The organism is Qipengyuania seohaensis (assembly GCF_002795865.1).
GTDB lineage: Bacteria > Pseudomonadota > Alphaproteobacteria > Sphingomonadales > Sphingomonadaceae > Qipengyuania > Qipengyuania seohaensis.
Genome location: NZ_CP024920.1, coordinates 2,870,278 through 2,894,445 on the forward strand (window position 1 = coordinate 2,870,278; position 24,168 = coordinate 2,894,445).

At 61.8% G+C, this 24,168-nt stretch carries 20 protein-coding genes; 8 read left to right on the forward strand and 12 right to left on the reverse strand.

What is annotated here, in order from left to right; translation table 11 throughout:
* Nucleotides 1-2 precede the first annotated feature (2 nt).
* Nucleotides 3-2,612: a coiled-coil domain-containing protein gene (locus tag CVE41_RS14175; protein WP_100261238.1), complete on the reverse strand. Its 2,610-nt coding sequence runs from the start codon at nucleotides 2,610-2,612 to the stop codon at nucleotides 3-5.
* Between the two features lie 72 nt (nucleotides 2,613-2,684).
* Between CVE41_RS14175 and CVE41_RS14180 the strand changes: the two genes are divergently transcribed.
* The 4 genes from CVE41_RS14180 to CVE41_RS14195 all read left to right on the forward strand — a co-directional run bounded on the left by CVE41_RS14180 (nucleotide 2,685) and on the right by CVE41_RS14195 (nucleotide 6,662).
* Complete coding sequence (locus CVE41_RS14180) at nucleotides 2,685-2,984, forward strand: Hpt domain-containing protein (RefSeq protein WP_100261239.1); 300 nt, start codon at nucleotides 2,685-2,687, stop codon at nucleotides 2,982-2,984.
* A gap of 131 nt (nucleotides 2,985-3,115) precedes the next feature.
* On the forward strand, nucleotides 3,116-4,243 hold the full coding sequence (locus CVE41_RS14185; RefSeq protein WP_100261240.1) for a hypothetical protein: 1,128 nt from the start codon (nucleotides 3,116-3,118) through the stop codon (nucleotides 4,241-4,243).
* A gap of 41 nt (nucleotides 4,244-4,284) precedes the next feature.
* Nucleotides 4,285-5,241 carry a hypothetical protein gene (locus tag CVE41_RS14190; RefSeq protein ID WP_232725721.1) on the forward strand — a complete coding sequence of 319 codons (957 nt, stop codon included), beginning with the start codon at nucleotides 4,285-4,287 and terminating at the stop codon, nucleotides 5,239-5,241.
* A complete protein-coding gene (locus CVE41_RS14195; RefSeq protein WP_100261242.1) occupies nucleotides 5,238-6,662 on the forward strand; it encodes a sensor histidine kinase in 1,425 nt (474 codons plus the stop codon). The genes CVE41_RS14190 and CVE41_RS14195 overlap by 4 nt, the downstream gene beginning before the upstream one ends.
* 50 nt (nucleotides 6,663-6,712) lie before the next feature.
* Here CVE41_RS14195 and CVE41_RS14200 read toward each other — a convergent pair whose 3' ends face one another.
* Together CVE41_RS14200 and gltX are read right to left on the reverse strand one after the other, a co-directional pair.
* Nucleotides 6,713-7,999: a citrate synthase gene (locus CVE41_RS14200; RefSeq protein WP_100261243.1), complete on the reverse strand. Its 1,287-nt coding sequence runs from the start codon at nucleotides 7,997-7,999 to the stop codon at nucleotides 6,713-6,715.
* Nucleotides 8,000-8,013: 14 nt separating this feature from the next.
* Complete coding sequence (gene gltX / locus CVE41_RS14205; RefSeq protein ID WP_100261553.1) at nucleotides 8,014-9,465, reverse strand: glutamate--tRNA ligase; 1,452 nt, start codon at nucleotides 9,463-9,465, stop codon at nucleotides 8,014-8,016.
* A 28-nt stretch (nucleotides 9,466-9,493) separates the two neighbouring features.
* Between gltX and CVE41_RS14210 the strand changes: the two genes are divergently transcribed.
* Nucleotides 9,494-11,677, forward strand: a complete 2,184-nt coding sequence (locus CVE41_RS14210; RefSeq protein ID WP_100261244.1) for a ComEC/Rec2 family competence protein — start codon at nucleotides 9,494-9,496, stop codon at nucleotides 11,675-11,677.
* 59 nt (nucleotides 11,678-11,736) lie between these two features.
* Here CVE41_RS14210 and lexA read toward each other — a convergent pair whose 3' ends face one another.
* From lexA to CVE41_RS14255, 9 genes are all read right to left on the reverse strand, one after another.
* The gene (gene lexA, locus CVE41_RS14215) at nucleotides 11,737-12,441 is read right to left on the reverse strand and encodes a transcriptional repressor LexA (RefSeq protein ID WP_100261245.1); all 705 of its coding nucleotides are present in this window, start codon (nucleotides 12,439-12,441) and stop codon (nucleotides 11,737-11,739) included.
* Between the two features lie 125 nt (nucleotides 12,442-12,566).
* Nucleotides 12,567-13,040, reverse strand: coding sequence for a cyclic pyranopterin monophosphate synthase MoaC (gene moaC / locus CVE41_RS14220; RefSeq protein WP_100261246.1), 474 nt, complete (start codon nucleotides 13,038-13,040; stop codon nucleotides 12,567-12,569).
* Nucleotides 13,037-13,840 carry an indole-3-glycerol phosphate synthase TrpC gene (gene trpC, locus CVE41_RS14225; RefSeq protein ID WP_100261247.1) on the reverse strand — a complete coding sequence of 268 codons (804 nt, stop codon included), beginning with the start codon at nucleotides 13,838-13,840 and terminating at the stop codon, nucleotides 13,037-13,039. Before trpC ends, moaC begins: the two co-directional genes overlap by 4 nt.
* Entirely contained in the window at nucleotides 13,837-14,829 is a 993-nt protein-coding gene (trpD, locus tag CVE41_RS14230; RefSeq protein WP_100261248.1) for an anthranilate phosphoribosyltransferase, read from the reverse strand. Before trpD ends, trpC begins: the two co-directional genes overlap by 4 nt.
* Nucleotides 14,826-15,440 (reverse strand): anthranilate synthase component II, encoded by a 615-nt coding sequence (locus CVE41_RS14235; RefSeq protein WP_100261249.1) that lies wholly within the window; start codon nucleotides 15,438-15,440, stop codon nucleotides 14,826-14,828. Before CVE41_RS14235 ends, trpD begins: the two co-directional genes overlap by 4 nt.
* 59 nt (nucleotides 15,441-15,499) lie before the next feature.
* Complete coding sequence (gene pip, locus CVE41_RS14240) at nucleotides 15,500-16,462, reverse strand: prolyl aminopeptidase (RefSeq protein WP_100261250.1); 963 nt, start codon at nucleotides 16,460-16,462, stop codon at nucleotides 15,500-15,502.
* A complete protein-coding gene (locus CVE41_RS14245) occupies nucleotides 16,452-17,303 on the reverse strand; it encodes a phosphodiester glycosidase family protein (protein ID WP_100261251.1) in 852 nt (283 codons plus the stop codon). Before CVE41_RS14245 ends, pip begins: the two co-directional genes overlap by 11 nt.
* A complete protein-coding gene (locus CVE41_RS14250) occupies nucleotides 17,300-18,814 on the reverse strand; it encodes an anthranilate synthase component I family protein (protein WP_232725722.1) in 1,515 nt (504 codons plus the stop codon). The genes CVE41_RS14245 and CVE41_RS14250 overlap by 4 nt, the downstream gene beginning before the upstream one ends.
* 8 nt (nucleotides 18,815-18,822) lie before the next feature.
* Nucleotides 18,823-20,760: a peptidylprolyl isomerase gene (locus tag CVE41_RS14255; RefSeq protein WP_100261252.1), complete on the reverse strand. Its 1,938-nt coding sequence runs from the start codon at nucleotides 20,758-20,760 to the stop codon at nucleotides 18,823-18,825.
* Between the two features lie 214 nt (nucleotides 20,761-20,974).
* Here CVE41_RS14255 and tpiA point away from each other — a divergent pair, with 214 nt between their 5' ends.
* The 3 genes from tpiA (at nucleotide 20,975) to CVE41_RS14270 (ending at nucleotide 23,907) form a co-directional block, all read left to right on the forward strand.
* A complete protein-coding gene (gene tpiA, locus CVE41_RS14260) occupies nucleotides 20,975-21,736 on the forward strand; it encodes a triose-phosphate isomerase (RefSeq protein WP_100261253.1) in 762 nt (253 codons plus the stop codon).
* A gap of 75 nt (nucleotides 21,737-21,811) precedes the next feature.
* A complete protein-coding gene (secG, locus tag CVE41_RS14265; RefSeq protein ID WP_090479255.1) occupies nucleotides 21,812-22,171 on the forward strand; it encodes a preprotein translocase subunit SecG in 360 nt (119 codons plus the stop codon).
* Nucleotides 22,172-22,272: 101 nt separating this feature from the next.
* Entirely contained in the window at nucleotides 22,273-23,907 is a 1,635-nt protein-coding gene (locus tag CVE41_RS14270; protein ID WP_100261254.1) for a CTP synthase, read from the forward strand.
* Nucleotides 23,908-24,168: the final 261 nt, after the last annotated feature.

Genomic DNA, 24,168 nt, shown 5'->3' on the forward strand with positions numbered 1-24,168 from the left:
GCCTAGTTGCGCAGGCGTTCCAGCGCCTGCGCCATGGCCACGTAAAGCTTACCCATATCGCTGGAGAGCAAGGTCACGCTGATCGCGTTGCCGTCGCGCGTGGACAGGAGGTTGCGCAGCAATGCCTCGAAGTCGTGGATGTAGCGGTTGGCGTGTTCCCGGAAGTCCGGATCCTCATCGTACAGCTCCGCAATTTCGCGCGCCTCGCCATTGTCGATCAGGCGGACAGCGCGGCGCGTGAAGATCCCGCGATCTCCGCGTAGATAGCTGGCCCACGCACTATCGGTGACTTCTGCCGATAGCGCCTTGGAAATATCGATCGCGTTGGAATTGAGGCTTTCCGTAATCAGCGCGACACGGCGCGAGAAATCGCTGTCGACACTGTCGGTGGCTTTCTCGCGCGCATGCGAGATGCGGGCTTCGAGATTGCCCGTAAGGTCGTTCAGGCGCTTGAGCTGGTCGCGCAGCTGCTTGGTCGCATCGCGAGCTGCATCCGTTGACCGCCTGCGCGCCTCGTCGAGACGGGCGAGGGCGGTGTCGGTGTGTTCGGCCAGGGCATTGTCGATGGCTTCAGCGCTGCGTTCCGCAACCGACTTGGCGAGGTTTTCAACCCGCGCTGTTTCTTCGCTCTCGATTGCCGCCATCGCTTCGCGAGCACTGGTTTCCAAAGCCGCGATCGCTGTGCGCAATTCACCCTGAACGCGTTCTGCGAGCTGTTCGCTCTCGGCAGAAAGGGCTGTCACACCTGTTCGCAGGCGCTCGACGCTGTCGACCTGGGCCGCTGCGGTCTCTCCGAAGCCGGACTGGAAGTTCTCGAACCCTTCCATCGCCTCTTGCGTGCGGCGTTCGACGTCCGCCATACCTTCGGTCAGCGTATCACCCGATTGGCGGGCCTGCTCGAGCAGGTCGCGGATTTCCGTAGTCCGGCGCTCGATCTGGGCAAGGCGATCTTCCGACGCTGCCATGGCTACCGGCAAATCCTCGCGGCTCTGGCGCGCGCTCGCCTGTATCAGCTCGAGGAGGCGCACACTTGAATCGGTGAGAGTGGCGACAGCAGCGTCTGTCCCGTCGAGAGCCTCGCGGCTTCCGGCGAGTTTCTCGTTCAGAGCCTCGATAGCATTGGCGATGGTTTCGTTTGCTTCGCGACCCTGATCAGTGACCGTTTCGAATGTCGTTCCCAGGTCGGCGATCTTGTCGGCCAGCGCGTCGCCTTCAGCGGCGATAACGGTCATCTGGTTGCGCTGGGCTTCGCGGCGTTCGGCAATTGCCTCGTCGATTGCTGCGAGTTTTGCGGCCAGCTCCTGGCTGATGCGATCCTGCGCTTCGCCAAGGGCTGCGAGGCGTTGCTCCGCCCCATGATCCAGTGCTTCGCCATTGGCCCTGATCTGGGTGTTGATCGTCTCTGCCCGCTCGAACAGCACGTTGAGGCGCGCAGTCGCCGCCTGGATAACGGCGGCGTCCATCTTCTCGATTTCAGCCACGGCACCGCTTAGGCGATCCTTCATTTCGGCGACCTGCGTGCTCCACGCATCCATTGCGCCTTCTTCGCCCTTGCGGATCGCGCCCGAGGCCTGCGCGGCTTCGACCCGCAGTGCAGTGAAACGTTCACGCATCGATGACAGGGCCAGCTCTTCCTCCGCATTGGCGGTCTGCTGGGCTTCGGCCAGTTCGCTACGCAGGGTTTCGGAGCGCGTGCGGATCGCCGCGAGTGCTTCCACTTCGCGACTGTCGAGATCTGCGCGTGCGGCATCGCTGCCTTCGCGAAGGGCTGCGAAACGTTCTTCGGCGATCCGTTCGAGATCGCCAGCCTGTGCGGAAAACGCTTCGACAGCTTCGTCGACCCGCTCGCGAAGGGAGGCGACCTGGCGCTCGCTGGCCGCACCGAATTCGTTGAGGCGCTCGAAACCCTCGACGAGCTTGTCGAGCTGTTCCTGTGCATTGCGTCCGGCGCCGCCGATCTGGTTTGTCACATCCTTGGCCGAAGTGGCGATGACGGGCAGGCTGTTACGCAAGCGGGTCATGTTGTCGAGAGCTGTAGAGCTGACGCTGGCGATCGCGTCGACCTGCTCGCCATTGTCACGCACGAGGCTTTGCAACCGGTCGGCATGCTCCGAAAGGCGTTCGCTTGCAGAGCGACCTGCGAATTCGAGATCGCGAGATTGGCTCTCGAGGAATTCGCGCGCGAGGCTCAGTTCGCGGTTCACGACTGCCAACTTGGCCTCGAGGCGGGCCGATTCTTCGGAGAGCGAGCGCGATACCTCACCGAAACGGCGGGCTTCCACGGTCGAATTGCGGCGCACAAGCATCAGCAGGGAAACGATCAGCAGGACCGGAATGGCCCATGCCGTGATCCATGCACTCCATTGCTGAGGCGTCCCCCCGGCAAGAATTTCCGCGCGATGCGCCCAGGCGTAGAAGCCGCTCCATGCTGCAGTCAGAATGGCGGCGAGGGCAGGGGCAATCCACCCGGCGCGCGACATAGGCTCGGGCTCTTCGTCGAACCATTCCTCGGTTTCGACAAATTCCTCTTGAAGTTCAAGAGCTTCCGGCTCCTGCACCGCTTCGGCTGCAGGCTCACCCTCGACGACACTGATGTGCGAACGCTTTCTCATAGTCGGCAAGGCTACCACTTTTGCCGTATCCTTAAAGCCTCTTTAACTCGGTTCGCCGTATTTCGCAGGCCCATGGCTTACCATTCTGCCAGTTTTGACAGTGCCTTGGCCAAGGCAGCCGGCGAGGACGCCGCGATCGCAGGAGAGCTGCGCGCCGCCTTTCTTGGCAGTGTCGAACAGCGACTGGACCTGCTGAAACGCGCTCGTTGCGATGCAAACTGGTACCAGGCGGCAGAGCGCCTGCGGGGCCTTGCGGCCAGCTTCGCGGCTGACGAGTTGATGGATTTGGCCCAAGGAGCTCTGCAAGCAGCGCCGGGAGAGCCAACGGTCATCAGCTCGATCGAGGCGTTTATCCATAAATTCGGGGAATAGGCGAGGGCGGCAAAGCTCGCTGCTTTCCACTCTTGCGCTGTGCTTCTAAGGTCGGCCCACGTCGTCGGAGAACATAAGTCGTGCGCATTGCCTTGCTGTCTACTCTCGACCGGGATCCCAGGCCCGGACGGATGAGACCGGCTTTCGTCCCCTTCGCAGGGGCCCGTGTCATCGACCGCCAGCTCGACCTTGCTCTCTCGCTTGGATGCGAGGCGGTGGCCTGCATGGCCGATGGTATCGGCCGTGAAGTGATCGAATTGCAGCACCGTGCAGAACGTGCAGGTGCCAAGTTCATGGCGCTGCGTGAACCGGCAAAGCTGTCGGGCCTGGTAACTGCGACCGACGAGATATTGGTAATCGCTTCCGGCGTATTACCAGATGCTGCCACGACAGAACGTCTGCTGACGAAGCCTGCCGTTATCGCTTTTCCCGCGGACATAGCGGTTCCCGCCGGTTTCGAGCGGATCGATCCCGAATTCGCCTGGAGCGGAGTGCTGCTGACACGGGGCAATCTGGTAGAGCGTCTCGTCGAAATGGAGCCGGATATCGACGTCCCGTCGGTCCTGATGCGGCTTGCGCTTCAATCCGGGACGAGGCTTGTTCCTGCAGAACGTAAACTCGTGGACGAAAACGACTGGACGATCGACGCGACGCGCGAAGGGCTGGCCGCCAGGGAATTGCGCTGGATCGAGGCACAGCGCGAACCTGTGTCCTTCCATGCCCCGGGTATTGCGATTGCAGAGCGCGCGGGGACGCGTCTCGCACGAGACATAGTGGGTGGACGCGGGGAGAACGGTCCGGTGGTCGCATCGGGCGTGTTCACGCTTTTCTCGATCGCTGCAGGTGCGTTCTCCATGCCAGCTGTCGGCCTGGCGCTGGTGACGATGGCTGCCTTGTTTGCGCGTATGGGACGTGTCGTCGAACGCGTAGCCAACAAGGGACAGGTCGCCGCCAAGCGTAGCCCGTTGCTCAAGCTCCTCGAATCTTCTTTAGATGTAATTTTCATCCTATTGATATACTTGGCATCATCCGAGGAAAGTGAACTCACGCGGGTTTTCGTCCCGCTCGTTCTGCTTGGCCTTCTTAGGCTCGGGGAACGGCACGGGAGCGAAGTTTGGAGGCGCACCTACGCCGACCGGATATTGCTTGGCTTCCTGCTTGCTCCGGCTGCTTTCCTCGGCTTCGGCGCTCAAGCTGCTGCCGCCATTGCCTTGCTTGTTCTCGTCACCAGGTTTTTCGGGCCCTTTCGCAAGGACTAACCCCGAATTAACCAACGAACTGCTACGCGCGGAGAATGATGATGGCGAAGGACTTTGCTGGGACCAGGGATGACGCTGAGGGTGACCTGCGTGCTGCGCTGTCCCGCGGCGACCAGACGCTTTCGCGCATCGAACCTATTCTCGGACATTTGCTGTCCACGCCCGACCATTCGCTGTTCAGCGACGAGATCCTTGCCCGCTTGCGCGGCATGCTCAACGATCTCGCCTGGCAGATCCTTCGGGTACAGGCGCAGGCAACGGGTCAATCGGGGAGGGAGGCTTTTGCCGAACGCCACGGTGAGGCTCTGGCGATGCACTTACAGGCCAATTCCGCCTTGCTGTCGCACTGCCACGCCTTGGCGGTAGAATGGCAACTTACCGAAAGGCTCGAAGCGCAATACGGGATCGATCCGGTGCTCTCGCCCGAGTTGCAGAAACTGATCGCCAGCGAAAACGCCGCGACTGCCAGCACAGCGATGTCTGCGCTGGCTGCGCAGGCACGCTTTGTACAGGCACAGCGGCGTATGGAATTGCCCTTGTCCGAATTGCCGGGCGATCTCTTTCACCAGGTCCTGCTCACGTGGCGTGACTATAACGGCGGGCGGGCATCCGATGCGCTGACCCGTGCCGAAGCGAAGCTACGCAGCGATTTCGACGAAGGATCGGGGAGGCTCGCGCTCATGGCACGCCTCGCTGCCGGTCTGGGACGGAGCTTGGAAGATGCACTCCTGCCGGAAAAGGCTGGCGTAGGGCTCTTCCTGACGGTGCTCGGTGCGAAGTCGGGCCAGGAGCGCACGCTTGTGGTGCTGGCAACCAATGCAAGGCAGGTCACGCGCCTCGCCCTGAGCCTCAGGTCCGCCGGCCTTGCCCCGTCGCAGGTCGACGAAGTCCTGCTCCAGCTCCATCCCCAAGCGGCACCCGTGCCGGGTCTGGCAAACCTGACTGCGAGCGAAGCGCGCTCCATGCTTTCCGATGCCGCGCCGGAGATCGGCGGATGAACGTGACCACCAGACATATCGCCGAAGGGCGTAGCGACGAGGAAGATCGCCTCACGGAGGCAAGCGGCGTCCTTGCGCAGCTCAACCGCGATTGCGGAGGAAGCCTCGGCTCTACCATCGCAATTCCAGGGCTCCTTTCGCTGGTGGAGAAAGCGCGGTCCTACGGGCTCAAGCTTGCGCGTCAATTCGAGGCGATCGATGGCGAGAACCGCATCACTGCCTGGGCCGAAATTACGCCAATCAATGGCGGTGACAGTGGCTGCGAGATCGTCATCGAGAGTTGGCAGAGCGAACAATTGCCACCCGACAACGAGATCGATGCGGATCGACGCAAGATCGAGGTCAATCGCCACCTTGCCGAATGCACGGCAAGGCTCGACAGCAATCAAGCGATCCTGTCGGTCGATACGGAAGCGGCGGATCTGGCGGATTTTCGCAATCGCTCGCTCGCGGCGTTCGGGCAGCCTTGGACGGACCTCGTCGACTTGCCCACCAAGGACTACGAACAACCCCTGCACTGGCGCCTCCTCGACGGGGCGCAGTGCCGTATTCCGGGTTCGAAGCGACAGTGGACCGCCCACCTAGAGCCGTTGGGCAAGGGAGAACCGGGTAGCGCGGGCTTCGTCCTGCACCTCGCGGCCAGCACTCCGATGTCGGATCATGACGCCGGAGATCAGGCAGACACCCCCTCGCTCGGCAAGGATCTGACTCCGGTTCTGCGGCAGCCGATCAATCGGATCATCGCCAACGCGGAAACCATCCGGACCAAGCTTGCAGGGCCTCTCGCGGAGGAATACAGCCAGTACGCGGCAGACATCGCCAGCGCGGGCCAGCATCTTCTCGCCTTGGTGGACGACCTTTCCGACCTGGAAATCGTGGAATCGGAAGACTTCGTCACTGCTCCGGATCGCATCGACCTTGCCGATGTCGCTCGCCGAGCGTGCGGTATCCTAGGGGTTAGGGCGCAGGAGCGTGGGATTACGCTCGTGCCGCCAGTGGAAGGCGAGAGCCAGCTGGCAATCGCCGAATTCCGCAGGGTGCTCCAGATCCTGTTGAACCTTGTGGGCAACGCTATCCGCTACTCCCCGGAAGGCAGCCAGGTCTGGTTGCGTCTCGACCAGATCGGATCGCGCGCGCTCATCACCGTGGCCGATCAGGGGCATGGACTGGAAGTAGACCAGCAGGCCCGTGTCTTCGAAAAGTTCGAGCGTCTCGGCCGCAGCGGCGATGGGGGATCGGGTCTTGGCCTCTATATCTCGCGCCGGATCGCGCGTGCGATGGACGGTGACCTGACCGTTGAAAGCGCGCCCGGGTTGGGTGCACGCTTCACCCTGTCGGTTCCGGCTGCCGAGGACTTGCGCAGTAAAAGGCGCGATGGTCCGGGCTCTTCCGTGCCGGACAAGGACAACACGGACAGTTGATACGAAAAAGGGGCGCCGAAGCGCCCCTGATCCGATTTTTTTGGTATGTCTTAGCGCTTCGACATCGGCACGTAATCGCGCTCGGTCGGGCCAGTGTAGAGCTGGCGCGGACGGCCGATCACCTGTGCGGGATCGGAGATCATCTCGTTCCACTGCGCGACCCAACCCACGGTACGGGCGAGGGCGAAGAGCGCGGTGAACATTGTGGTCGGGAAGCCGATCGAATTGAGGATGATCCCGGAGTAGAAGTCCACGTTCGGGAAGAGCTTCTTTTCCTTGAAATAATCGTCGTTCAACGCGAGTTCCTCGAGCTGGAGAGCGGTTTCGAAGACCGGGTCGTTGACGTTCAGCGCGTCGAACACTTCGCGCAGGGTCTTCTGCATGACCGTGGCGCGTGGATCGTAGTTCTTGTAGACGCGGTGACCGAAGCCCATCAGACGGAACGGATCGTTCTTGTCCTTGGCACGCTCGATGTAGTGCGGAATGCGATCGGGTGATCCGATTTCCTGCAGCATGTTCAATGCCGCTTCGTTTGCGCCGCCGTGCGCGGGACCCCAGAGGCAAGCAATGCCGGCAGCGATGCATGCAAACGGGTTCGCGCCCGATGACCCTGCGAGGCGCACGGTCGAGGTCGATGCGTTCTGTTCGTGGTCGGCGTGGAGGATGAAGATGCGGTCCATCGCGCGTTCGATGGCCGGGTGCACTTCATATTCCTCGGCCGGAACGCCGAAGGTCATGCGCAGGAAGTTGCCCGTGTAGCTGAGGTCGTTCTTCGGGTGAAGGAACGGCTGACCCACGGCATACTTGTACGCCATCGCTGCGATCGTCGGCATCTTGGCGATGAGGCGGTGGCTGGCGATCTTGCGCTGCTCGGGATCCGAAATGTCGGTGCTGTCGTGGTAGAATGCCGAGAGAGCGCCGACGACACCACACATGATGGCCATCGGGTGCGCATCGCGGCGGAAACCCTGATAGAACTGGCGCAGCTGGTCGTGGACCATGGTGTGGCGCGTGATCGTGTAGGTGAAGTCGTCGAGCTCATCATGCGATGGCAGTTCGCCATTCAGCAACAGGTAGCTGACTTCCATGAAGCTGGAATGTTCCGCCAGCTGTCCGATCGGATAGCCGCGGTGCAGCAGTACGCCTTCTTCGCCGTCGATATAGGTCAGCGCGCTTTCGCAGCTGGCGGTGGACTTGAAGCCGGGATCGTAGGTGAACTTGCCGGTGGTGCCATAAAGCTTGCGGATGTCGACGACATCCGGACCAACACTGCCTTCCAGCACGGGGAAGGTTTGGCTTTGTCCGCCTAGATCGAGAGTTGCCTGTTTATCGGCCACGCGAGTCTCCTCAGTCAGTTTTGCCCGATGCCTGCCGGGGAGGCCTGCGCGTCGATCCGCGCGAGAGATTCCTCCTTGCCCAACAGGACCAGAACATCGAAAATTCCGGGCGACGTGGTCGTGCCCGTGAGTGCGGCGCGCAGCGGCTGCGCGAGCTTGCCAAGGCCCAGTTCAAGCGCCTCGGCATACGATTTCGTAGTGGCTTCGAGAGCCTCGATTGTCCAGCTATTTTCCGCCTTTAGAAGCTCGGAAAGGCCGGCCAGGCGGGCACGTGCATCGTCGTCAAGGAGGCCCTGAGCCTTTTCGCTCATCTCCAACGGTCGCTTCTTGAACAAAAAGGCTGCACCTTCAGCGAGTTCGTGAACGGTCTTTGCACGCGGTTTTAGGACCGGCATGGCCTCGGCGAGTATCTCTGTCTCGTCCGGCTTGCCAATCTCCTGCGCTACCAGCTCGGCCAGCCGCTGGTCCTCGGCTTCGCGAATGTAATGAGCGTTGAGATTTTGCAGTTTCTTGATGTCGAAACGGGCAGCGCTCTTGCCGACCCCGTCGAGGTCGAACAGCTGGATCGCCTCGTCGCGCGTGATTTCCTCGCGGTCGCCATGACCCCAGCCGAGGCGAAGCAGGTAGTTGAAAAGCGCTTCGGGCAGGACGCCTTCGTCGTCGCGATAAGCCTCGACGCCGATTGCGCCATGCCGCTTGGACATTTTGGCGCCGTCGGACCCGTGGATCAGGGGAACGTGGGCGTAAACGGGATCGGGCCAGTTGCCCTCGATCTCGTCCATTGCGCGAATGATCGGAAGCTGACGGAACGCGTTGTTGAGGTGATCGTCACCGCGGATGATGTGCGTAACGCCCATGTCGTGGTCATCGACGACCACGGCGAGCATGTAGGTCGGAGTGCCGTCTGCGCGCAGGAGGATGTAGTCGTCGATCTCGGCATTCTGCACGGTAACTTCGCCTTGCACGGCATCCTTGATCGTCGTCGCGCCTTCGGTCGGGACCTTCAGGCGAACCGTAAAGGGAGTTCCTTCAGGAGCTTCCGATGCATCCCGGTCACGCCAGCGGCGATCGTAGCGCATCGGCTGCTTGTTGGCGCGCTGTTCGGCGCGCATCTGCTCCAGTTCTTCCGGCGTCGCAAAGCATTTGTAGGCATGACCCGCCTTGAGGAGCTTATGCGCGACATTGGCATGACGCTCCGCACGATCGGATTGGAAGACGGGCGGCTCGTCATAATCGAGGCCCAGCCAGTCGAGACCTTCGAGGATCTTGTCGATCGCCTCCTGGGTGCTGCGCTTCTTGTCGGTATCTTCGATCCGCAACAGCGCCTTGCCACCGTGATGGCGGGCGAATAGCCAGTTGAAAAGTGCAGTACGGGCTCCGCCGATGTGCAGGAATCCGGTCGGCGAGGGGGCAAAGCGGGTCACGACTTGCTTTGCGCTGGTACCTGCCGCGGTTTCACTTGCCATCTGCTTTTCTTTCCTTTCAAAGACTTCCATGGCGATAGAGGGGACGCCACAGGTGCCGTTTGGCGAGCCGGACGGCATCGCCGATGTTGCAGTGCAGCGCCCTTGGCGCATGCGCGCTGTCTTGTCCAGAACGGGTGAGGCCGCAGAGAGGTTTCTGACGACCTCGTCATTCGATCGCGGGCCCTGGATTACTGTCGCCTTCGCCGGGGGTATCGCCGCCTGGTTCCTGCTCAAGAACGATTGGCAATGGTCGGCCGCTATCGGCCTGGCCCTGCTTGCGGCCCTGGCGTCCCTGGCCATATGGCGAGGGCGGGATGACCGCGCAGCCCTGCGGCTCGCGTCGACCGTTGTAGCTATTGCTTTCGCGCTCGGTTTGGCAGTGGTGTGGAGCAAGTCGGAACTGGTGGGGGCTCCGGCTATCGAGCATCCGAAGATGGTGACGCTCGATGCGCGCATCCTCGAGCGGGAGGAACAACCTGCCCAAGAACGCGTGCGCCTCACCCTTGCGTCGAGGGACGCGGAAGCGGGAGTGCCGATCAAGGTCCGTGTGAACGTGCCGATCGAGAAGGATATGGCCGGGCTGGAAGAGGGCGCGCGAATTCGGCTCAGGGCTCGGCTCATGCCTCCGTCTGCGCCTATATTGCCCGGCGCCTATGACTTTGCCCGGGCAGCATGGTTTCAGGGCCTCGCAGGAACAGGCTCGGTTGCCGGAGAAATAGAACTGGTCGAGCAGGCAGGTAATCGCAATTCGCTGATCGCCCGCGCGCAGAGGCAATTGTCCGCACATGTCAGAGCCCGCCTTGATGGAGCGCCGGGGACAATCGCTGCAGCTTTTGCCAGCGGCGATCGCGGCGGGATATCTACCGCAGACGAGGACGCGATGCGCGATGCGGGACTGACGCACCTGCTCTCGATCAGCGGGCTGCACGTTAGCGCCGTCATCGCAGCAGCCTATTTCCTGGCGATCAAGCTGTTCGCTTTGTGGCCGTACTTCACCCTGAGAGTGCGGTTGCCGCTGGTCGCTGCAGCGGTGGGCGCCGGGGCGGGGATCGCTTACACCCTCCTCACGGGGGCGGAGGTGCCGACAGTGCGCAGTTGCATCGGGGCCATGCTGGTCTTGGGCGCGCTGGCCCTAGGGCGCGAACCTTTGTCCATGAGGATGGTGGCGGTGGCCGCAGCTGCCGTACTCTTCGCCTGGCCCGAAGCACTTGTCGGCCCCAGCTTCCAGATGAGCTTTTCGGCCGTGATCGCGATCATCGCTTTGCACAATTCCGCGCCCGTCCGGGCTTTCCTTGCTCCGCGTGAAGAAAGCGGGGCGAGGTGGCTGGCGCGGCGTACGCTCATGCTCTTCGTAACAGGCCTGGTCATCGAGATCGCCCTGACACCTGTGGTGCTTTTCCATTTTCACCGGTCAGGTCTTTACGGCGCTTTCGCCAATGTCCTGGCCATTCCGCTGGTCACGTTCGTGTCGATGCCCTTGATCGCGCTTGCGCTGATCTTCGATCTGGTCGGAGCAGGGGCACCGTTCTGGTGGCTCGTCGGGGTGTCGCTCGACCTGCTGATCGGCCTTGCCCACTTCACCGCTTCCCAGCCCGGGGCGGTGAAGTTGGTGCCCCACATGGGACTTGGGATTATCGCCCTGTTTGTTGCCGGCGGCCTGTGGCTCGCTCTGTGGCGGGGCAATGCGCGGTTATGGGGGCTGCTCCCCGCAGGGGTTGGCGCGATTTCTCTGGCGGTTTCGCCTGTACCCGACCTGCTCGTCACGCGCGACGGCGGCAATCTCGGCTTGGTCGACGAGCAAGGCCGACTGTTCGTTTTGCGAGGTGCGCCCGGGACATATGCACGGACCAATATCGTCGAACTTGCGGGGAGCGAGATAGAGCCCGAGCGCATTCAGTCGTATCAAGGCGCACGGTGCAGTTCGGATTTCTGCACTATCAGGCTGACCGGCAACGATCGCGACTGGATTGTTCTGGTCGCGCTAAACAAGCAGCGTATTGATGAGCGGCAACTGGCCGCCGCCTGCGAGCTTTCAGATATCGTTGTCGCGGACCGCTGGCTGCCCCGGAGTTGTATGCCACGTTGGTTGAAGGTCGACCGGCGCTATCTGGAGCGTAACGGCGGTATCGCTCTCTATCTCGGGGAAGAGCGTGTTCGCACTGTCGCGGCGTCGCAAGGTGAACATGGCTGGTGGAATCCCGAGGTCGATTGAGCGCCATGCGAAAAGGGGCGCCCGTTGGACGCCCCTGTAAATTCGGTTTCTCTCACAGGTCAGTGGTAACGGCGCAGGAGGCCAGCGAGCTTGCCCTGCACCTGGACACGGCCAGCTTCGTAGATTTGCGGGTCATAGGCACCATTGGCCGGGTCGAGCCGGATCATCGGCCCTTCCTTGCGCAGGTATTTGAGAGTCGCTTCTTCGTTATCGACCAATGCGACCACGATCTCGCCATCGCGAGCCGAGTCGGCCCTGCGGACGAGGGCGAAGTCGCCGTCGAAAATGCCGGCTTCGATCATCGAATCGCCCGATACTTCGAGCGCGTAATGATCGCCCGGGCCGAGCAGTGCCGCAGGGACAGGCATGCTCGACTGGCCCTCGATCGCTTCGATCGGGGCGCCGGCAGCGATGCGTCCGTGCAGCGGGACTTCGATGATATCGTTCGCGGGCGAGGGAGCGACTGCCTTTGCGGCATGCGGAGCGATGATTGCGTCGTTCGCCGCAGGAGCGACGGATGGGGCCGCAGCATTCGACCCGGTCACCGCATCTTCCGGCAGCTTGATCACTTCGAGAGCGCGTGCCCGGTTCGGCAAGCGACGGATGAAGCCGCGTTCTTCCAGTGCCGAGATCAACCGGTGAACTCCCGACTTGCTCTTGAGGTCGAGCGCTTCCTTCATTTCTTCGAATGAAGGCGAAATTCCGGTGTCTTCCAGTTTTTGCTGGATGAAGCGGATCAGTTCATGCTGCTTTGCGGTCAGCATAGGTCACTCCCATATTCCTGTTCACAACCTTGTGAACGAATGTGGAACAATTAGGCAACCAATTTTCGCAAGTCAAGCAATTCAGCCATTTTGGAGGTGATTGCGGCGGAACAAGCGTTCCCGTTTCAGTCCCGGGCGTACCAGTCCCCGGACTTGCCGCCGGTCTTGGCGATGAGGCGGATACCATCGATACGCATCGCTTTATCGAGCGCCTTGCCCATGTCGTATAGGGTGAGCAAGGCAACACTCGCGGCGGTCAGCGCCTCCATCTCCACACCGGTCTTGCCGTTCAGCGAGGCTGTGGCAACGACTCGTATGGCATCGTCTTCTGGGTGGAACTCGATTTTCACAGCTTCGAGGCCGAGCGGATGACACAATGGGATCAGCTCGCCGGTCTTCTTGGCCGCCATGATCCCTGCGATGCGGGCCGCGGCAATCGCGTCGCCCTTGGGCAAATCGCCTTGAGTGATCGCGACAAGGGCATCGGATGTCATGAGGATACGGCCTTCCGCAGTGGCGGAGCGCCGTGTGACCTGTTTCCCCGACACGTCGACCATGTGCGCCGCGCCATCCTCGTCGAGGTGCGTAAGCTTGCTCATGCCTCGGCCGCTTGCGGGCCATGGAGCAGGAGGCGGGTTGCCTGTTCGACATCGGTCTGCCGCATGAGGCTTTCCCCGACGAGGAAGCTGTTCACGCCGGATGCGGACAGGCGGAGGCAGTCGGCGTGCGTGAAAATGCCGCTTTCACCGACGAGTAGAGCATCCTTCGGGGCCAGTGAAGCAAGCCGTTCGGTCGTGGCGAGATCGGTCTCGAAGGTCTTCAGATTACGATTGTTGACGCCAAGCAGGCGCGATTGGAGGCTGCTCGCGCGGGCAAGCTCTTCCTCGTCATGTACCTCGACCAGGACATCCATGCCGCGCTCGATGGCCGCAGCTTCGATCTCGGCCATCGCGCCGTCTTCCAGTGCGGCCACGATGATGAGAATAGCGTCGGCCCCAAGTGCGCGGGCCTCGGCAACCTGCCAGGGGTCGACCATGAAGTCTTTGCGCAGCACAGGTAGGTCGCATGCTGCGCGCGCCTCGATCAGATACTCCTCGTGTCCCTGGAAATAAGGCGCGTCGGTCAGCACCGACAGGCAACTCGCCCCTCCGGCGGCGTAAGCGCGCGCATGGTCGGCGGGTGCGAAATCGTCTCGGATCAATCCCTTGGAGGGTGAAGCTTTCTTGATTTCCGCGATCAAGCCGAAACCCGATCGCTGAGCTGTTTCGAGCGCTTTCATGAACCCGCGCGGCTCTGTCTGCCCGGCCGCGCGGCCGTCTAGTTCGTCGAGCGTCGCGGTCTTGCGCCGCGCCGCGACTTCTTCGCGCTTCGTAGCGCAAATTTCGTCGAGCTTGTTCATTGCGCCAGTGCAATCCAGTCGGTCAGGAGCTTGCGGGCACGGCCGCTGTCGATTGCCTCGGCTGCGAATTCGGCGGCTTCTGTCCAGTCGTCCGATTTTCCCGCCACGATCAGGGTAGCGGCGGCATTGAAGAGCACCGCATCGCGATAGGCGCCAGGTGTCCCAAACAGCAGTGCTTCCAGAGCCTTTGCGTTGTGCAGCGGATCTCCCCCGCGAATGGCCTCGACGGGAGCGTGGGCAAGATTGGCCTGCACCGCGACGACCCGGCGCATCTCGAAATCGTGGTCGCGTACGTCGGCAAGTTCGTTACCGCCCGCGAGTGACAGTTCATCGAGCCCTTCATCACCGGATACGATGAAGCTGCGTTCCGTTCCGAGAGTAGCCTTGGCCCGTGCATAAATCGGGACATAAGCGGGGCGGGCGATGCCGATGAGCTGGCGTTTCACGCCTGCCGGATTGGACAAGGGCCCCATCAGGTTGAAGATCGTGCGAACGCCAAGTTTCTGGCGGATGGGCTGGATGCGTCCCATGGCGGGGTGATGGTTCTTGGCGAACAGGAAGCAGATGCCCAGCTTCTCGAGCGTCTTTTCTGCAGTGCGACCCACTGCGTCCATGTCGAGGCCGAGAGCCTCCAGCGTGTCTGCCGCACCCGATTTGGAGCTTGCTGCACGGTTGCCATGCTTGGCGACAGGAACGCCGCAGGATGCGACGACGAGACTGACCGCGGTCGATACGTTGAGCGTGTGGTGGCCGTCACCGCCAGTGCCGCAGCAGTCGACAGTACCTTCGGGTGCTTCGATCGGGATCAGCCGTGCGCGCAGGGCCCTCGCAGCGCCGGCGATCTCCTCTGCGGTTTCGCTGCGCGCAGACATGTCGACGAGAAACCTGGCAATCTCCTCGTCGCTGGTTTCGCCATCGAGGATCCAGCCGAAAACCTCTTCCGATTGGGCCGCATCGAGATGGGTGTCTGCAGAGGGGAGCTGTTTCATGCCGGAACCTTCGCGGGAATACCGCAAATCTTGAGGAAATTTGCGAGCAAGGCGTGTCCGTGCTCTGTCGCGATGCTTTCGGGGTGGAACTGGACACCGTGGATCGGCAGGTCTCGATGGCGGAAGCCCATGACGCTGCTGCCGTCGAGACCCGGGGTTTCGCTATGCGCGTTGGCCAGCAGGGTATCAGGAATATCTTCGACCACGAGCGAGTGGTAGCGGGTCGCGAGGAACGGCGAAGGCAGGCCTTCGAAAACGCCGGTCGCATCGTGAGTGACCGGGCTGGTCTTGCCGTGCATCAAGCCGCCGCGAACGACCTTGCCCCCGAAGTGCTGCCCGATTGCCTGATGGCCCAGGCATACTCCCAAAAGCGGGGTACCGGCACCGGCCGCAGCAGCCACCAGATCGAGACTGACGCCCGCCTCGTTGGGCGTACATGGCCCCGGAGAGATCAGGAAGCCCGCAGCACCGCGGTCCAGCGCCTGCGAAGCGGTAATCGCATCATTGCGGACCACCTCCACCTCGGCGCCCAGTTCCATGAGGTAATGGACCAGGTTGAAGGTGAAGCTGTCGTAATTGTCGACGACGAGGATGGATCGGTTTTCGGTCATTCGGCTCGTCAATGGCGGTGCGGACGACGGGTTTCAAGCAAGCTTTGCGTCGCGCGGCGTCAGGCCTGCTTGCCGGCGAGCGTATCCGTCGCGCGCACAAGCCCGTCGACGATGCCAGGTTCGCTGGCGCTGTGCCCTGCATCGTGAACGATGTGCAGCTTTGCTTCCGGCCATGCCTTCTTCAACGCCCATGCGCTGGTCGGCGGGGTGCAGATGTCGTGGCGGCCCTGAACGATGATCCCGGGTATCCCGGCGATCTTGCCGACATCGCGGAGCAATTGCGCTTCCTCCAAGTAGAAATCGTTGAGGAAATATCGTGCGCAGATGCGAGCGAAAGGCAGTGCCTTCGAGGCGTCGGCAAAGCTGTCGAGTAGGTCGGAGTTGGGCAGCAGCGTTGCCACCTGTCCTTCCCAGATCGACCACGCTTTGGCTGCCGTCAGCCTGGTGTTCTCGTCATCGCTCGTAAGGCGCGCGTAGTAGGCTTTCACCAGGTCGCCGCGCTCGTCTTCCGGGATGATCGAGATAAAATCGTCCCAGGCTTCGGCCATGATCTCGCTCGCGCCGTAGCTATAGAGCCAGCCTTTTTCTTCGGCGCGGGCGAGAAAGACGCCGCGCAAGACCAGCTCGCTGACGCGCTCGGGATATTTCTGCGCATAGGCAAGCGCCAGTGTCGAGCCCCAGCTGCCGCCGAACGCCTGCCATTTCTCGTGGCCGCACATTTCGCGGAGGCGTTCGATATCCTCGACGATGCGCCAGGTGTCGTTGTTTTCGATCTCGGCGAAGGGCAGCGATTTCCCGCACCCGCGCTGGTCGAACAGCAGGACGTCGTAGAGTTCGGGGTCCCACTGGCGGCGATGGTCGGGGCTCATCCCGCCACCCGGGCCACCGTGCAGGAAAACAGCAGGCTTTGCACCGGGTGTGCCAACGCGTTCGTAATACAGCGAATGGCCTTCGCCCACGTCGAGCATTCCGGTCTCGTAGGGTTCGATCTCCGGATAGAGGGTCCGCAAATCATTCGTCATCCGATGTATCCTTCCTCTCGACGACCACGATCGGACCGATCGGTGCGCCGGTGTCGAGCCGCTCGGTAGCGGGGTTCCAAAGCGCCGACACATTCCCGTCGAGGAACAGGGCATCGGTCGCGTTCAACTCGTCCCTGAAGAAGCGGGCCAGCTTCCCGAACGAAAGCGGGGCATTTGAAATAACGAAATGCGCTCGGCCACGCTCGTCGACACCGACGCCGTTGCGAACATATCGCGAGGGCCCGTCTTGCGTGATTTCCGGATGGATCTTGCCATCGATGACCAGCATCGGTCCCGACTGGGTGCCGAATTCAGGGCGATCGGACACATTGGCCAGGAAGTCCTCGGTGGTGCGGATTTCCCATTTGTCGCCGGTGCCGAAGAAGACGCCGTTCGGCTTCATGTGGAAATTGCCTTCCCCGTCCGCCGTGTTGAGCGTTTTCAGGCGCTGGGAATCGACCACGAAGTATCCAATCGGGCGGCCGTCATCGTCGTACATTCCGGCATTCATCGCGAATGCGAGGCCATCTTCACCGCGATCTTTCGAGTAGGCTGAAAGGCTACGATAGGGCTCGCCGCCATCTGGCCCCAGGGTCATTGCGATCCGGTGGCGAGATGGCACCGCAAGGCAGTGCGTAAGCGACGTGTCCTCGAAGATGATCGAACGGCACGCGCTCTCGACTTCCGAGGCGACGGACGGCGTCTCCGATGGTGAGGCCGATGCAGAAGGTGATGCTCCGGGCTGGCCGTCGATCCGCGTGCGCGTCACCGGCTCACCGGCAGGAGGCGGCTCGCAAGAGGAAAGGATCAGGGCTGGGAGTGCGACCAGAAGGTATTTCATTGACCGTAACCGGGTTCCTTGGCGAGGCGGATGGCATCGCGCGCTGCTGCAAATAGCGCACCTGCCTTGGCTTCGCATTCTCGTTGTTCATAGCTCGGATTGCTGTCGGCGACGATCCCTGCGCCTGCCTGGACGTGCATCGTACCGTCCTGGACAACTGCGGTCCTCAGAACAATGCAACTGTCCAGCGTGCCGTCGGGCGCGAAATATCCTACACCGCCGGCGTATGCACCTCGTTTGGCCGGTTCCAGTTCCGCAATGATTTCGCAGGCTCGCACCTTGGGTGCACCGCTGACTGTACCGGCGGGGAATCCTGCAAACATGGCATCGAGCGCGTCGAACCTGCTGTCGAGCTTGCCGGTGACGTTGCTGACGATGTGCATGACGTGGCTGTAGCGTTCGACCGTGTAGCTATCCGTGACCGTGACCGTACCGCTCTCCGCCACGCGTCCGACGTCGTTGCGACCCAGGTCGAGCAGCATGAGATGCTCGGCCAATTCCTTGGGGTCGGCGAGGAGCGAGGCTTCCGCTTCGCGATCGAGCGCGGGGGTTGCGCCTCGTGGCCGCGTGCCTGCGATGGGCCGGATTGTGACCTCGTCATCGCGGACGCGGACGAGGATTTCCGGACTGGACCCGACGATGGCGAATCCCGGCATATCGAGGAAATACAGAAACGGCGACGGGTTCACGCGCCGAAGCGAGCGATAGAGCGCGATCGGAGGGAGCGGGAAGGGCGCCGTGAAACGCTGGGAAAGGACGACCTGGAAGATATCGCCTGCCGCGATGTATTCCTTCGCGCGCACTACCATCGCTTCGTAGTCGTGTGCTGCCATCGTGGGCTGCGGCTCGATGTCGGGAAGTGAACCCGGATCAGTGCGGGCTGGTGCGGTGGCACCGCCCAATCGTGCAAGAGCCGTGTCGATCCTATCTGCCGCACGGGAGAGAAGGACATCGTGGTCGGCCTTACCGGGCCACAACGGTGCGATGCAGAACAGCTGGTCCGACAAATTGTCGAAGATGAGGATGAGCGTCGGCCTCACGAAAAGCATATCGGGCACTTCGAGAGGCGCGGATTTGGCCTGCGGAAGCTTCTCCACCAGGCCGATGGTTTCATACCCGAAGTACCCGACCAGACACGCAAGTGCAGGCGGCAATTCCTCGGGAACGTCAAAGCGGCATTCGCCCAACAACTCGCGCAGGGCGCCAAGGGTAGGCGCTTCGCACGCGTCGAATTTTGCGCGGTCCTGTTGCCAGGCGCGATTGATTGCCGCGTATTCTCCCTCCGCGCGAAACACCAGATCCGGGTCGAGGCCAAGCAGACTGTAGCGCCCTCGAACTTCTCCGCCTTCGACAGACTCGAGCAGGAAGTCGCCGCGTCCGTCCTCCATGAGGTTAAGCGCAGCGCCTACCGGAGTCACCGTATCGGCAACGACCTTGCGCCAGACGAGAGAAGGGCGACCGGCTTCGAGCTCTGTCCGGGCGCGTTCGGTTCCCTCGAGATGGTTCGCCAAGTGCGGTCTCAGTTCGTTTCGCCGAGCAACTGACGGCGCACGGCCGTGATTGCATCGGGATTGCGTTCGACACCCACTTCAGCGCGCATGGCGGTGATAATCTGCTCCGACAGTTCGGCCGACCAACCTTGCGAAATCTGGGATTTCGCCTGGGTGACCAGCGGATCGTTTTCCTCGAGCTCGCCCAGCGAAATGTCATCGAGGGAAACGATGTACCAGCCCTGGTCCTGGCTGCCTTCCAGCTTCTTGGAAGTGCCCTCTGCCATGGAGAAGAACAATGCGACGGGTGCCGGGACATTCGCGTTGCGCATCTGCGCAACTTCCTCGCGGGTGATGTTGAGGGTGTCCGGGTTGGGCAGCGTCACTTCTTCGGCGGCAAGTGCGGCCGAAAGTGTGGCCCCACCTTCGACGCGTTTCAGAACACGCTCGGCAGCTGCACGGGCGCCTTCGTTGCCCCGCACGCGGCGCCATTCGGCAATCACGTTCTCGCGGATTTGGGCAAGCGGGGCAGTCGCGGAAGGCGTGATCGTCGCAACTTCGTAGACGATGAAGTTCTGGCCGTCGGGCAGGGCCGCGATTTCAGGCTCGCCTTCCTCGATCTGGAAGGCAAAATCGAGCGTGGGCTGCAATGCATCCGGCGCGCGCTGCTCGGTTCCATAGACAAAGCCTGACGCGGTCAGCGGCTGCGTCGACTGGATTTCGAGATCCAGTTCTTCGGCAACGGCAGTCAGTGATGCACCGTCGGCCAGGCGATCTTCGATCGTCGTCGCGAGTTCGGCAATACCGCGCTGGCGATTGCGTTCGCGCAAGACGTCGGCAATCTCGCCGCGGACGCTTGCGACGCTCTTGGCTACTACCTGGGTCACGTCATCGACACGCGCGATGTGCCAGCCAAGCGGGCTGCGGGCAGGGGCGGTAAGGCCGCCTTCGGATGCGGCGAAATAGGCATCCGCAACAGCAGCACTCGCCTGCTCACGTACCGTGGCGCGCTCCTGGTCTTCCAGCTGCGCGGTGCGGAAACCTGCGGCCGATGCGGCAGCTGCAAAGCTCTGTCCGCCGCGGACGCGTTCGGCGATTGCCTCGGCGCCCTGACGCGTGGCAACGATCAGCTGGGTGAAGCTGCGCGTTTCGCGTGCAGCGTAGGCTTCCGCATTCTCGCGGAAATATTCCTGGATCTGACCATCAGTCGGTTCGATCGTGTCGCCGAGAGCGTCTGCTCCGAAGCTGGCGTAGCGCAAGGTGCGGCGTTCGGGCCGTACGAAGCGCTGCCCGTTCTTGGAGTAGAAGTCCTGCAGCTGGGCGTCGGTGGGATTGCCGGTCGGCGCAAATGCGGCGGCCGGGATCACGGCTACCGAACCGCGACGACGCTCCTTGAAGGTGCGCGCATAGGTTTCGGCGATGGAATCGGGGACGATGGTCCCATAGGTTGCCGGAATGACCGCCTGGCGAAAGAACAAGGATGTGCGGACCTGCTGGCGCAGCTGGGAATCGGTGATGCTCTGCGCATTGAGGAATGCCTGGTAGGCGCTTTCCTCGAAATTGCCGCTCGGGCCGCGAGCGCCGGGAATCTGTCTGATCTCGCTGTTCACGAGATTGCGACCCGCACGCAGGCCGTTCTCTTCGCCCCAGGCGATAAGCACGAAGCGATCGATCAGCCCGTCGAGGACGTTATCGAGTCCGTCGCCGGAAAGCAGGGTCTGGATGGTCGCATCCGGATTTTCCTGCCGGACACGGCGCAACGCTTCGCCTGCGGCGTCATTGAGTGCCGAGGTCGAAATCTTTTCGCCGCCGACAACGGCGACGCGATCACCCCCGGCAACGCCACCGAACGCGCCCGTGCTGGACACGTCCATGCTGGCGAAGGCGAAGCCGATCAGGCCGAGAAAGGCGAGGGCGATGGCTAGGCCGACCTTCGTCTTAAAGAAATTCCGGAAAAAAGTGAGCATGGCTTGCGGGAATGCCTCTTCGATGCTTTGGAGCGCGCCGCACCCGCGAGGGACACGATGCAATACCGTTTCGAGCACGGCGCTTTATCCGCCATGCGACCTCCCCGCAACAGGTGCTGTCCGCTTTTGACGCAATTACAAGCCCGGTCTGGCGATTGTGCGCGTGCTCTCTATATAGCGCCAGCCAGATCCGATGACGTGACAGGAAATTTGCATGGCCGAACGGCCCTATATTGTTGGTAATTGGAAAATGAACGGGACGCGCGCGATGCTCAGCGAAGCGCGCGCCATCGACCGTGCCGCTCAGCGTTACATGAAAGCTGAAGTGGCCGTTGCCCCGCCTTATACATTGATCCACGCCGTGCACCGCGAGGCGGAGCAGATCGGCGTAGGCGCACAGGATTGCCATCCCGGCGCCGAAGGTGCGCACACCGGTGATATCTCCGCCACCATGCTGTCCGACGCTGGCGCCAAGTTCGTCATCCTCGGCCATAGCGAGCGTCGCGGTGCCCACGGCGAATCGAACGAACTGATCAATGCCAAGATCGAGAGCGCTCTTGAGGCCGGCCTGCGCATCATCCTTTGCTGCGGAGAAAGCCTGGAGCTGCGCGATTCGGGTAAGGCCGAGGAGTTTGTCCTTGGGCAGTTGCGCGCAAGTCTTCCCAAGATCGACGATGCCGCAGACCGCGTGACCGTTGCTTATGAACCTATCTGGGCGATTGGCACCGGTCGCACGGCCACGACCGACGACATCGAGTCGATGCACGCGGCAATCCGAAAGCTTCTCGACGAGACTTATGGCGCAGAGCAGTCGGCAGAGGTCCGCATCCTCTATGGCGGCTCGGTCAATCCGGACAACGCTCGCGAAATCCTGGCGACTCCCGAAGTTGGCGGTGCCTTGGTAGGCGGTGCCAGCCTTTCGGCGGAAAGCTTCCTCGGGATCGTCGTCGCTGCATCCGAAGCAGAAGACGCCTAGTTCCCAAACCTTGCCGTTTCGCGCGCGCACGCCTAGATGCTGCGCGTCAAATTCAATTGATCGAGATAGATACCCATGTTTCTCTTCCTCACCGTCGTTCAGGCGATTGTCGCGGCAGCGCTCGTTGGCGTCATCCTCATGCAGCGCAGCGAAGGCGGTGGCCTGGGTATTGGTGGTAGTCCGTCCGGAATGCTCAGCGCTCGCGGTGCAGCGGACTTCCTGACCCGCTCGACCAAGTGGCTGGCGGTGGCTTTCGTCGTGCTATCGATCGCACTCGCCGCGATGGCCGTTGAGGGCGTCGGCGTGGACGGCGTGGAGTCGACTCTCGATCGCTCGGTTACCCCGGCAGAAACCGTCGATCCGCTGGGTGGACCGGGCGCCGCTCCTGCACCGGATGCTGCACCTGCAGAGCCGGTCGACCCGCTGGCCGACTAAGCCAAAAACAAATTATTTCGCTGGCGTCTGTGGACGGCGCGCATTTCTGCGCGTCTTTATCCTTGCGCCGACTCACTCCCCACGCTTAAGGCCCAACTCCCATGGCGCGGTATATTTTCATCACCGGCGGCGTGGTCTCCTCGCTCGGCAAAGGTCTCATGGCTGCGAGCCTCGCAGCGCTTCTGCAGGCGCGCGGGTACAAGGTCCGCATCCGCAAGTTCGATCCCTATCTCAATGTCGATCCGGGCACGATGAGCCCGTATCAGCATGGCGAGGTCTATGTGACCGATGACGGCGCCGAGACCGACCTTGATCTCGGGCATTACGAACGCTTTACTGGCGTTTCCGCGCATCAGGGCGACAACATCACCTCAGGCCGCGTGTACCAGCAGATCATCGCGAAAGAACGTCGCGGGGATTACCTCGGGGCGACCGTGCAGGTGGTCCCTCATGTGACCGACGCGATCAAGGAATTCGCCCTTGCCGGTCAGGACGATCACGATTTCATCCTGTGCGAAATCGGCGGGACGGTCGGCGATATCGAGAGCCTTCCTTTCATGGAGGCGATCCGCCAGCTGCGTAACGAGCTCGAACCCATGCAGTCGCTCAGCGTCCATGTGACGCTGGTGCCCTACATTGCGGCAGCGGGTGAGCTGAAAACCAAGCCAACCCAGCATTCGGTCCGTGAACTCGCCAGCCTCGGGATCAAGCCCGATGTGCTGTTGTGCCGCGCAGAACATCCGATTCCCGACGGCGAACGCCAGAAAATCGCGAACTTCTGCAATGTACGCAAAGAAGCGGTAATCCCCGCTCTCGACGCGCCGTCGATCTATTCGGTGCCACTCCAGTATCATGGCGAAGGTCTCGACACCGAGGTCCTGCGTGGCTTCGGCATAACAGATGCGCCCGAACCTGACCTTTCGCGCTGGTACGATGTGGTGGACCGCCATTCCAATCCAGAAGGCGAAGTGACGATCGGCGTAGTCGGCAAATATGTCGGCCTGCAGGACGCCTACAAGTCGCTGAACGAAGCGCTTGTTCACGGCGGCATGGCGCACCGCGTAAAGGTCAACATCAAGTGGATCGACGCGGAGGTTTTCGAACAGGGCGATAGCGATATCGCAGCCCAGCTCGAGCCGATGCACGGCATTCTCGTCCCCGGCGGATTCGGTGAACGCGGCAGCGAAGGAAAGATCGCTGCCGTGCGCTTTGCGCGCGAACGCAAGGTGCCCTTCCTCGGCATTTGCCTGGGAATGCAGATGGCCTGCATCGAAGGTGCGCGTTCGGCCGGGTTCGACAAGGCCAGCTCGACAGAGTTCGGCAAGACGGAAGAGCCGGTCGTCGGCATCATCACGGAATGGATGACGCAGGAAGGACTGGAGAAGCGCGAAGCAGGCGGCGACCTCGGCGGGACGATGCGTCTTGGTGCCTATGATGCGAAACTTGCCGCGAACAGCCATGTTTCCGCGATCTATGGCGGCAAGAGCGAGATCTCCGAGCGCCATCGCCATCGCTATGAAGTCAACGGAGCCTATATCGAGCCGCTTGAGAAGCAGGGCCTGATCTTTTCCGGCATGTCGCCCGACGGATTGCTACCGGAAATCGTCGAACGGCCAGACCATCCGTGGTTCGTTGGTGTTCAGTTTCATCCCGAACTGAAGTCCAAACCCTTTGATCCTCATCCACTTTTTGCCGGTTTCATCGGTGCTGCGCTGGATCAGGAGCGACTCGTCTAAAAAATTTTTCGAACCCTATGTGAACGTAAACGTTTGTTTTCACACATGGCGGCTTTGTACAGTTTGTACCAACGCGACAGTGGCCTCCTTTTCCCGGAAAAGGGGGCCTTTATCTTTTGTTGCATTTGATGCAGACACTGTTGGGCACAGCGGTCGCAGATCCTTGAATTTTCAGACTAACGCTGCGCCAGCAAGCGGTGGGCTTGCCTCGAACTCGGTTGTCTTCTGCGACCCGGACAACCGAATTAGGGGCTTGGCGGC

Excerpts from the sequence above, each read along its gene's own strand:
- CVE41_RS14175 (WP_100261238.1), bottom strand. The coding sequence starts at position 2,612 with ATGAGAAAGCGTTCGCACATCAGTGTCGTCGAGGGTGAGCCTGCAGCC.
- CVE41_RS14210 (WP_100261244.1), top strand. The coding sequence starts at position 9,494 with ATGGCGATAGAGGGGACGCCACAGGTGCCGTTTGGCGAGCCGGACGGC.
- trpC (WP_100261247.1), bottom strand. The coding sequence starts at position 13,840 with ATGAACAAGCTCGACGAAATTTGCGCTACGAAGCGCGAAGAAGTCGCG.
- trpD (WP_100261248.1), bottom strand. The coding sequence starts at position 14,829 with ATGAAACAGCTCCCCTCTGCAGACACCCATCTCGATGCGGCCCAATCG.
- CVE41_RS14270 (WP_100261254.1), top strand. The coding sequence starts at position 22,273 with ATGGCGCGGTATATTTTCATCACCGGCGGCGTGGTCTCCTCGCTCGGC.
- tpiA (WP_100261253.1), top strand. The coding sequence starts at position 20,975 with ATGGCCGAACGGCCCTATATTGTTGGTAATTGGAAAATGAACGGGACG.
- moaC (WP_100261246.1), bottom strand. The coding sequence starts at position 13,040 with ATGAGCAAGCTTACGCACCTCGACGAGGATGGCGCGGCGCACATGGTC.
- CVE41_RS14195 (WP_100261242.1), top strand. The coding sequence starts at position 5,238 with ATGAACGTGACCACCAGACATATCGCCGAAGGGCGTAGCGACGAGGAA.
- CVE41_RS14255 (WP_100261252.1), bottom strand. The coding sequence starts at position 20,760 with ATGCTCACTTTTTTCCGGAATTTCTTTAAGACGAAGGTCGGCCTAGCC.
- CVE41_RS14245 (WP_100261251.1), bottom strand. The coding sequence starts at position 17,303 with ATGAAATACCTTCTGGTCGCACTCCCAGCCCTGATCCTTTCCTCTTGC.
- CVE41_RS14180 (WP_100261239.1), top strand. The coding sequence starts at position 2,685 with ATGGCTTACCATTCTGCCAGTTTTGACAGTGCCTTGGCCAAGGCAGCC.
- CVE41_RS14235 (WP_100261249.1), bottom strand. The coding sequence starts at position 15,440 with ATGACCGAAAACCGATCCATCCTCGTCGTCGACAATTACGACAGCTTC.
- CVE41_RS14190 (WP_232725721.1), top strand. The coding sequence starts at position 4,285 with ATGGCGAAGGACTTTGCTGGGACCAGGGATGACGCTGAGGGTGACCTG.
- gltX (WP_100261553.1), bottom strand. The coding sequence starts at position 9,465 with ATGGCAAGTGAAACCGCGGCAGGTACCAGCGCAAAGCAAGTCGTGACC.
- CVE41_RS14185 (WP_100261240.1), top strand. The coding sequence starts at position 3,116 with ATGAGACCGGCTTTCGTCCCCTTCGCAGGGGCCCGTGTCATCGACCGC.
- lexA (WP_100261245.1), bottom strand. The coding sequence starts at position 12,441 with ATGCTGACCGCAAAGCAGCATGAACTGATCCGCTTCATCCAGCAAAAA.
- secG (WP_090479255.1), top strand. The coding sequence starts at position 21,812 with ATGTTTCTCTTCCTCACCGTCGTTCAGGCGATTGTCGCGGCAGCGCTC.
- pip (WP_100261250.1), bottom strand. The coding sequence starts at position 16,462 with ATGACGAATGATTTGCGGACCCTCTATCCGGAGATCGAACCCTACGAG.